The sequence below is a fragment of the Kocuria rhizosphaerae genome, from assembly GCF_044462265.1.
GTDB classification, from domain to species: Bacteria; Actinomycetota; Actinomycetes; order Actinomycetales; family Micrococcaceae; genus Kocuria; species Kocuria rhizosphaerae.
Map to the genome: position 1 here is coordinate 1 of NZ_JBISWL010000094.1, position 8,043 is coordinate 8,043.

Annotated in this window: 8 protein-coding genes; 7 read left to right on the top strand and 1 reads right to left on the bottom strand. The window is 73.6% G+C overall.

Annotated elements, in window-relative coordinates:
* On the bottom strand, window positions 1–445 hold a 445-nt coding region (locus ACH9EU_RS11250), incomplete at its 3' end, for a hypothetical protein (protein ID WP_396414018.1).
* Window positions 446–451: 6 nt separating this feature from the next.
* Here ACH9EU_RS11250 and ACH9EU_RS11255 point away from each other — a divergent pair.
* The 7 genes from ACH9EU_RS11255 (at window position 452) to ACH9EU_RS11285 (ending at window position 8,007) form a co-directional block, all read left to right on the top strand.
* Window positions 452–1,366 (top strand): hypothetical protein, encoded by a 915-nt coding sequence (locus ACH9EU_RS11255; RefSeq protein ID WP_396414019.1) that lies wholly within the window; start codon window positions 452–454, stop codon window positions 1,364–1,366.
* The gene (locus ACH9EU_RS11260; protein ID WP_396414025.1) at window positions 1,359–2,363 is read left to right on the top strand and encodes an HAD-IIA family hydrolase; all 1,005 of its coding nucleotides are present in this window, start codon (window positions 1,359–1,361) and stop codon (window positions 2,361–2,363) included. Before ACH9EU_RS11255 ends, ACH9EU_RS11260 begins: the two co-directional genes overlap by 8 nt.
* On the top strand, window positions 2,360–2,605 hold the full coding sequence (locus ACH9EU_RS11265) for a hypothetical protein (protein ID WP_396414020.1): 246 nt from the start codon (window positions 2,360–2,362) through the stop codon (window positions 2,603–2,605). The genes ACH9EU_RS11260 and ACH9EU_RS11265 overlap by 4 nt, the downstream gene beginning before the upstream one ends.
* Window positions 2,602–3,348 (top strand): SAM-dependent methyltransferase, encoded by a 747-nt coding sequence (locus ACH9EU_RS11270; RefSeq protein WP_396414021.1) that lies wholly within the window; start codon window positions 2,602–2,604, stop codon window positions 3,346–3,348. Before ACH9EU_RS11265 ends, ACH9EU_RS11270 begins: the two co-directional genes overlap by 4 nt.
* Before the next feature lie 116 nt (window positions 3,349–3,464).
* Window positions 3,465–4,514, top strand: a complete 1,050-nt coding sequence (locus ACH9EU_RS11275) for an NAD kinase (protein WP_396414022.1) — start codon at window positions 3,465–3,467, stop codon at window positions 4,512–4,514.
* On the top strand, window positions 4,515–6,227 hold the full coding sequence (recN, locus tag ACH9EU_RS11280) for a DNA repair protein RecN (RefSeq protein WP_396414023.1): 1,713 nt from the start codon (window positions 4,515–4,517) through the stop codon (window positions 6,225–6,227).
* A gap of 55 nt (window positions 6,228–6,282) precedes the next feature.
* Window positions 6,283–8,007 carry a CTP synthase gene (locus tag ACH9EU_RS11285; RefSeq protein ID WP_396414024.1) on the top strand — a complete coding sequence of 575 codons (1,725 nt, stop codon included), beginning with the start codon at window positions 6,283–6,285 and terminating at the stop codon, window positions 8,005–8,007.
* Window positions 8,008–8,043: the final 36 nt, after the last annotated feature.

The following is an 8,043-nucleotide window of genomic DNA, read 5'->3' on the forward strand; positions in this document are numbered from 1 at the left end:
CCGGCGTGAGGACCGGCGTGGTGGTTACGGTCAGGACCGGCCGCGTGAGGAGCGTGGTCCGCGTCGTGACGGCGAGGGCTACCGAGGGCGGCGTGACGAGCGTGGTGGGTCCTTCGCCGGTCGCGAGCAGCGACAGGGTGACCGCCGTGAGGACCGTGGACCCCGCCGTGACGACCGGCGTGAGGACCGGCGTGAGGACCGGCGTGGTGGTTACGGTCAGGACCGGCCGCGTGAGGAGCGTGGTCCGCGTCGTGACGGCGAGGGCTACCGAGGGCGGCGTGGGGACGACTTCCGCGGATCTCGCGACGACCGGTTCGACGCCTCGACGCACAGGCACCGTGCACCCGAGATCGACGACGACATCACGGGCCGCGAGCTGGACAAGCCGACACGGGCGCAACTTGGAGCGCTCGAACCGCGCAATGCCGAGGCCGTCGCCAAGCATCTGGTCATGGCCGGCCGCTACCTGATGGACGACCCGGACCTCGCGCTGGAGCACGCAATGGCCGCCGGCCGCCGCGGCGGACGCATCGCCGCTGTCCGTGAGGCCGCCGGCCTCGCGGCGTACGAGGCCGGGGACTACGCCCTCGCGCTCAAGGAGCTGCGGACCTTCCGCCGGATGACCGGCGCCGAGGTGCATCTGCCGCTCATGGTGGACTGCGAGCGTGCCCTCGGACGCCTGGACAAGGCGGTGGAGCTCGCGACGTCGGCCGCGGCGGACACCCTCGAACCGGGGCAGAAGGTCGAGCTCGCCATCGTCCTTGCCGGGATGCGCCGTGACCAGGGGGACGCCCGGGGTGTCGTCGACGCGCTCACGATCCCGCAGCTCGACAAGAACCGTGGCTTCTCCTACAGCCCCCGGCTGTTCCGGGCCTACGCCGAAGCGCTCCGGGGCGTCGGGCGCGGGCAGGAGTCGCTGGCGTGGGAACGACGGGCCGTGGTGGCGGAGGCCGCGCTCGGCATCGGCCAGTTCGCCGAGCCTGAGATCGTCGACCTGGACGACGAGGAGGAGACCCAGCAGTCGCCGGCGGAGGGCGTCGACCTCAGCGGGGCGGAGCAGGAGGACGACGCTGCTGCGGACGTCGCGGCGCCCGCCGGTGCCGTCACGGGGGCGCCCGTCATGGGCCGGTCGGCCCCGGAGGGAGACGACCGGGGCAACGCGCCGGAGGACGAGGTCGAGGACGTGCTCGACGAGGGCGCCGACGAGACGGACGCGGACGACCCCGAGAACGACCTCGACCTCGACCTCGACGATGACTCCGACGATGACTCCGACGACGACCTCCAGGACGGATCCGAACCGGACCTGGACCCGGACGACGACGTCGATGCGGAGGAGACCCGTGGGGCCGATGCAGATGACTGAGCGGCTGATCGACCGGTTCGACGCGGTCCTGAGCGACCTCGACGGCGTCGTCTACGCCGGCCCGCACGCGATTCCCGGTGCCCCCGAGATCCTGCGCGGCCTCGCCGCCGACGGGATGCCCGTGATCTACGTGACCAACAACGCCTCGCGCTCCGTCGACACGGTCGCGGCCCACCTGACGGACCTCGGCGTGCCCACGGAGCCCGACGGCGTCGTGAGCTCCGCCCAGGCAGGTGCCGAACTGCTCGCAGGGCGGGTGCCCGCCGGCACCCGAGTCCTGGTCACGGGCTCCCAGGCCCTGGCCGACGTCGTGGAGGCCGCAGGGCTGGTCCCGGTCCGCTCCCAGGCCGAGGAGCCTCGGGCCGTGATCCAGGGTTTCGACCCGGCTCTGGGATGGGCGGCGCTGGCCGAGGCCGCCTACACCCTGGCCGACCCGGACGTCCTGTGGGTGGCCACCAACACGGATCTCACGATCCCGCAGGCCCGGGGCCTGGCGCCCGGCAACGGGACGCTGGTGGCGGCGGTGCGGGCCGCGGCCGGCCGGCCGCCGCTGGTCGCCGGAAAACCGGAGGCCCCGATCTTCCGCACGGCCGCGCAGCGGGCCGGCAGCGCCCGTCCCGTGGTGCTCGGCGACCGGCTGGACACCGACATCAGGGGCGGCAACGCGGCCGGGTTCGCGACCGTGGCCGTTCTCACCGGCGTCGACACCGTCCACACCATCCTGGCCGCCTGCACCGCGGAGCGGCCCGACCACGTCGTCGAGACCCTCGACGGGCTCCTCGAACCGTACCCGGAGGTCGTGGCCGAGGCCTGTGACGGAGGGCACGTGGCGCGCTGCGGAGCAGCGCAGGCCGAGACGGACGGTTCCCGGCTGCTCGTGCGGGGCGCCCGGTCCGATCTCGACTCCTGGCGGGCGGCGTGCGCGGCGTGGTGGGCGGCCCACCCCGACACGGACGTGCCGCACGCCCCGGAACCGGAGTGGGAGCCGGCGGCGTGACCGGGTCCTCCGCGGGGCAGCCCGGTCCGGACGAGGGGACCAGGGCCGGCACGGTGCCGTCCACCGGCCACGAACGCGTGGACGCGGTGCTCGCCCGAGCCGCGGAGCTGGACACCGCGGAGGTCGCCGAGCACCCCCGGCTGCACGAGGAGCTGCACGCCGCGCTGGCCGCGGAGCTGGACGCGGAGCCCGGCACGGTCCCGCCGGGCCCCGTGCCGAGGACGGATCCCGACCGGCCATGAGCGCACGGCTGGACCAGGAACTGGCCGCGCGGAGGCTCGCCCGCTCCCGGACGGTCGCCGCGCGCTGGGTCGCGGAGGGGCGGGTCCTGGTCAACGGGGTCCCCGCGGCCAAGGCGTCCGTCCGCGTCGGCGCGGAGGACCGGCTCGAGGTCCGCCCGGCGGAGGTGCCCGACTACGTGAGCCGGGCCGGTCACAAGCTGGCCGGCGCGCTCGAGGCGTTCCCCGCGCTGACGGTGACCGGCAGACGATGCCTCGACGCGGGCGCCTCCACGGGCGGGTTCACCGACGTGCTGCTCCGGGCCGGCGCACGGGAGGTCGTGGCGGTGGACGTGGGGCACGACCAGCTCGACCCGTCCCTGCGCGCGGACGCCCGTGTACGGGTGTTCGAAGGAATGAACGTGCGCTGGATGCGCGCCGAGGACATCGGCGGACCGGCCGACCTCACGGTGTGCGACCTCTCCTTCATCTCGCTGACCCTCGTGGTGGGCCCGCTCGCGGCGGCCACGGAGCCCGGCGGGGACCTGCTCCTGATGGTCAAGCCCCAGTTCGAGGTCGGTGCCGACCGGCTGGCGCGCACCGGTGTGGTCACGAGCGAGGACGAGCGCCACCGCGCCGTGGACGCGGTGGCGGCGGCCGCCCGGGAGCACGGGCTGACGGTCCTGGGCCGGAGGCGCAGCCCCCTGCCCGGCCAGGACGGCAACCACGAGTTCTTCCTGTGGTGCCGCCGCGGCGAGGCGTCCTGAACCTCCGCGTGCTCGCGTAGGGTGGTGGAGGACGCCCGGCGTGCGGGCTCGGTGCGGCCCTCGGGCCGGCCACGACGGCGCCCGCGGGCGCCGACCAGTCGAGGACGGAGGACCCGGTGAGCAGGAAGATCCTGGTCTTGGCCCACATGGGGCGGAAGGAAGCCCAGGAGGCGGCCCGCCAGTCCTGTCTCCAGCTCCACGAGGCAGGGCTCGTGCCGGTGATCTCCCGGGTCGATCTCGAGTCGCTGCAGGAGGACGGCGTCCCCCTCGCCCCCGTGGAGATCATCGAGGAGGACGTCTCCCTGCGGGAGATCGAGCTCGTGATGGTCCTCGGCGGGGACGGCTCCATCCTGCGCGCCGCCGAGATGGTGCGCAGCGTGGACACCCCGCTGCTCGGTGTGAACCTCGGCCACGTGGGCTTCCTGGCCGAGAGCGAGCGTTCCGACCTCGCCGAGTCCGTCGAGGCCGTCGTGGACGGGCGCTACACCGTCGAGCAGCGCATGACCATCGACGTGACCGTGTGGCAGGACAACAGGAAGGTCCTGCACACCTGGGCCCTGAACGAGGCGTCGGTGGAGAAGGGCGACCGGGAGAAGATGATCGAGGTGGTCATCGAGGTCGACCGGCGTCCCCTGAGCACGTTCGGCTGCGACGGCGTGGTCCTCGCCACCCCCACCGGCTCCACCGCCTACGCGTTCTCGGCCGGTGGTCCGGTCGTCTGGCCCGAGGTCGAGGCGCTGCTGATGGTGCCGTTGAGCGCCCACGCCCTGTTCTCCCGGCCCCTGGTCATCTCCCCGAACTCCATGATGGCGGTGGAGGTGCTCACCCGCACCGACGCCCGCGGCGTGCTGTGGTGCGACGGGCGGCGCACCACGGAGCTGCCGCCGGGCTCGCGCATCGAGGTGGTGCGCTCGCCGAAGTCGGTCAACCTCGCCCGCATGCACCTGACCCCCTTCTCGGAGCGGCTCGTGCGGAAGTTCGAGCTCCCCACCACCGGCTGGCGTGGACCCGTGCCGCCGGACGAGGCGGCCGTGCCGCCGGCCACCGACCTCCCCACGGTCCGCCGGGAGCAGCCGCTGCCGGAGCACCCGCCCGTGGGCCACGAGATGCCCCACCACGACATGCCCCCGGCCGAGGTCCGGGACGAGACCGCGGAGGCCGACTGAATGATCGAGGAGATCCGCATCCACGACCTCGGCGTCATCACCGACGCCGTGCTGCCCCTGGGGCCCGGGCTGAGCATCCTCTCCGGCGAGACCGGGGCGGGCAAGACCATGGTGGTCACGGCCGTGGGCATGCTCCTGGGCAACCGCTCCGACGCCGGCGCCGTGCGCTCCGGGGCGTCCAAGGCCGTCGCCGAGGCCGTGGTCCGCGTCCCGGCCGGTCACCCGGCGGCGGCTCTGGTGGAGGAGGCCGGCGGGGCCGTCGACGTCGAGACCGTGGGCGGGACCGAAGAGGCGCTCGTCACCCTGGCCCGCACGGTGACCGCGGAGGGCCGCAGCCGCGCCCACGTGGGGGGCCGCTCGGCGCCGGTCGGAACGCTCTCCGCCGTGGGGCAGTCGCTCGTGGCGGTGCACGGCCAGTCGGACCAGCTGCGACTGAGGTCGCCGGCGGCTCAGCGGCACGCCCTGGACCAGTTCGCGGGACCGGAGCTCGCCGCGGACCTGGGACGCTACCGGGGGGTCCTGGACGAGTACCGGGGGGTGCAGCAGACCCTGCGGGAGGTGACCGAGAACGGCCGCGAGCGAGCGCTCGAGGCGCAGAGCCTCCAGGGCGCCCTCGAGGAGATCGACGCCGTGGACCCCCAGCCGGGCGAGGATGAGCGGCTGGACGAGGAGAGCCAGAAGCTGACCAACCTGGAGCAGCTGCGCGCGGCGGCCCTCACCGCGCACGCGGCGCTCAGCGGCGGCGAGTTCGCCGAGGGGGACGCCGCGGACGCCACGACGCTCGTCGCCGCGGCGCAGCGGGCCCTGGAGCAGGAGGCCGGCTCCGACCGCGAGCTCGAGGAGCTCGCCGGGCGGGTGGCCGAGCTGGCCGTGCTCGTCACCGACGTCGCCGCCGACCTCTCCTCCTACGCGGCCGGGCTCGACGACGAAGGCCCCGCGCGACTGGCCGAGGTCGAGGCCCGGCGGGCCAAGCTCAAGGTCCTCACCCGCAAGTACGGGGCCACGGTGGACGAGGTCCTCGAGTGGGCGGAGCGCTCGCGGGCGCGGCTCGGCGAGCTGACCGACGACCCCGCCCGGGAGCAGGAGCTGCGGAGCCGGCTCGACGAGCTGCACGCGGCGCTGTCCGAGCTGGCCGGGCGGATGACCGGCCGGCGCCGGGACGCGGCGCAGCGCCTGTCCGAGGCCGTGAGCGAGGAGCTCACGGCGCTGGCCATGCCCAACGCCTCCCTCGTCATCGAGGTCGAGGCCACGGACGAGTTCTCGTCGCACGGCCGCGACGAGATCGCCTTCATGCTCCGCCCGCACGCCGGCGCCGCGCCCCGTCCCCTCGGGAAGGGGGCCTCGGGCGGCGAGCTCTCCCGGCTCATGCTGGCCATCGAGGTGGTCCTCGCCGCGGTGGATCCGGTGCCCACGTTCGTCTTCGACGAGGTGGACGCCGGCGTGGGCGGCAAGGCGGCCGTGGAGATCGGGCGGCGGCTGAAGATGCTCGCCCGGCACGTCCAGGTCCTCGTGGTGACCCACCTGCCGCAGGTGGCGGCGTTCGCCGACCGGCACGTCCTCGTGACCAAGAGCGGGGACGCCACGGTCAGCGACGTGCGGGTGCTGGACGAGGAGGAGCGCGTGGTGGAACTGGCCCGGATGCTCGCGGGCCACGAGGACTCCGCCGCGGCGCGCGAGCACGCCCGTGAACTGGTGCGAGGAGCGTCCCTCTGAGACACCCGCCGCGCCGTGATCCCCGGCACCCGACCGGTGCCGGGGAAGGACAAGAATGATAGGGTCGAATTCCGTGGTGAATGCAAACGAAGCCGCCCCCGGGGCCGGCGCACAGCAGACCGACAACCAGCGACCTGGCAAGGTGACCCGCCAGATCTTCGTGACGGGCGGTGTGGCCTCGTCCCTCGGCAAGGGCCTGACGGCCTCGTCCCTCGGGATGCTCCTCCGCTCGCGCGGGCTCTCCGTCACGATGCAGAAGCTCGATCCGTACCTCAACGTCGATCCGGGCACCATGAACCCGTTCCAGCACGGCGAGGTCTTCGTGACCGACGACGGCGCCGAGACCGACCTGGACATCGGCCACTACGAACGGTTCCTCGACGAGGACCTGGACGCGTCCGCCAACGTGACGACGGGGCAGGTGTACTCCACGGTCATCGCGAAGGAGCGCCGCGGGGAGTACCTCGGCGACACCGTCCAGGTCATCCCGCACATCACGGACGAGCTGAAGAACCGGATGCGCCGCCGGGCCCAGGACGACGACCAGCCGGACATCATCATCACGGAGATCGGGGGAACGGTCGGCGACATCGAGTCGCAGCCCTTCCTCGAGGCCGCACGGCAGGTCCGCCAGGACGTGGGCCGGCGGAACGTGTTCTACCTCCACGTCTCCCTGATCCCGTTCATCGGGCCCTCCGGCGAGCTGAAGACCAAGCCCACCCAGCACTCCGTCGCCGCCCTGCGCGGGCTCGGCATCCAGCCCGACGCGCTCGTGCTGCGCTCCGACCGGCAGGTCCCGGACACGATGCTGCGCAAGATCGGCAACGCGTGCGACGTCGACCACGACGCCGTGATCTCGTGCCCGGACGCCCCGAGCATCTACGACATCCCCAAGACTCTGCACGCCCAGGGGCTGGACACCTACATCCTCGACTACCTCGGCCTGGACTACCGGGAGGCCGACCTGGCCCGGTGGGAGCGCCTGCTCAAGGCCGTGCACGAGCCGGAGCACTTCGTCACGGTCGCGATGGTCGGCAAGTACATCGACCTGCCGGACGCCTACCTGTCCGTGTCCGAGGCGCTGCGCGCGGGCGGGTTCGCCAACGACGCCCGGGTGAAGATCAAGTGGGTCGCGTCGGACCTGTGCGAGAAGCCCGAGGGGGCCCAGCGGGAGCTCGGCGACGTCGACGCGATCTGCGTGCCCGGCGGGTTCGGGATCCGGGGGATCGAGGGCAAGCTCGGGACCCTCCGCTTCGCCCGGGAGCACCGCATCCCGACCCTGGGCCTGTGCCTGGGCCTGCAGTGCATGGTCATCGAGTACGCCCGCACGGAGCTCGGCCTCGAGGGGGCGTCCTCGACCGAGTTCGAGCCGGACACGGGGCACCCCGTCGTCGCGACCATGGAGGAGCAGAAGCAGTTCGTGGAGGGCTCCGGAGACCTGGGCGGCACCATGCGCCTGGGCCTCTACGAGGCGAAGCTGCGCGAGGGCTCGGTGGTGGCCGAGACCTACGGCGCCACGCAGGTCGAGGAGCGGCACCGCCACCGCTACGAGGTCAACAACGCCTACCGGGACCGCCTGGAGCAGGCCGGCCTGGTGGTCTCGGGGACCTCCCCGAACGGCACCCTCGTGGAGTTCGTGGAGCTGCCCGCCGAGGTCCACCCGTTCTACGTGGGCACCCAGGCGCACCCCGAGCTCCTGTCCCGCCCGACCCGCCCGCACCCGCTGTTCGACGGTCTCGTGAAGGCGGCCCTCGAGCGGCGGCAGGCCCTCGGCCGCTGAGGCCCGCCCGTCCCCGGACGGGCGCCCCGGCGCGGG

Coding starts and splice junctions, on each gene's coding strand:
- ACH9EU_RS11255 (WP_396414019.1), top strand. CDS start 452: ATGGCCGGCCGCTACCTGATGGACGACCCGGACCTCGCGCTGGAGCAC.
- ACH9EU_RS11260 (WP_396414025.1), top strand. CDS start 1,359: ATGACTGAGCGGCTGATCGACCGGTTCGACGCGGTCCTGAGCGACCTC.
- ACH9EU_RS11270 (WP_396414021.1), top strand. CDS start 2,602: ATGAGCGCACGGCTGGACCAGGAACTGGCCGCGCGGAGGCTCGCCCGC.
- recN (WP_396414023.1), top strand. CDS start 4,515: ATGATCGAGGAGATCCGCATCCACGACCTCGGCGTCATCACCGACGCC.
- ACH9EU_RS11285 (WP_396414024.1), top strand. CDS start 6,283: ATGATAGGGTCGAATTCCGTGGTGAATGCAAACGAAGCCGCCCCCGGG.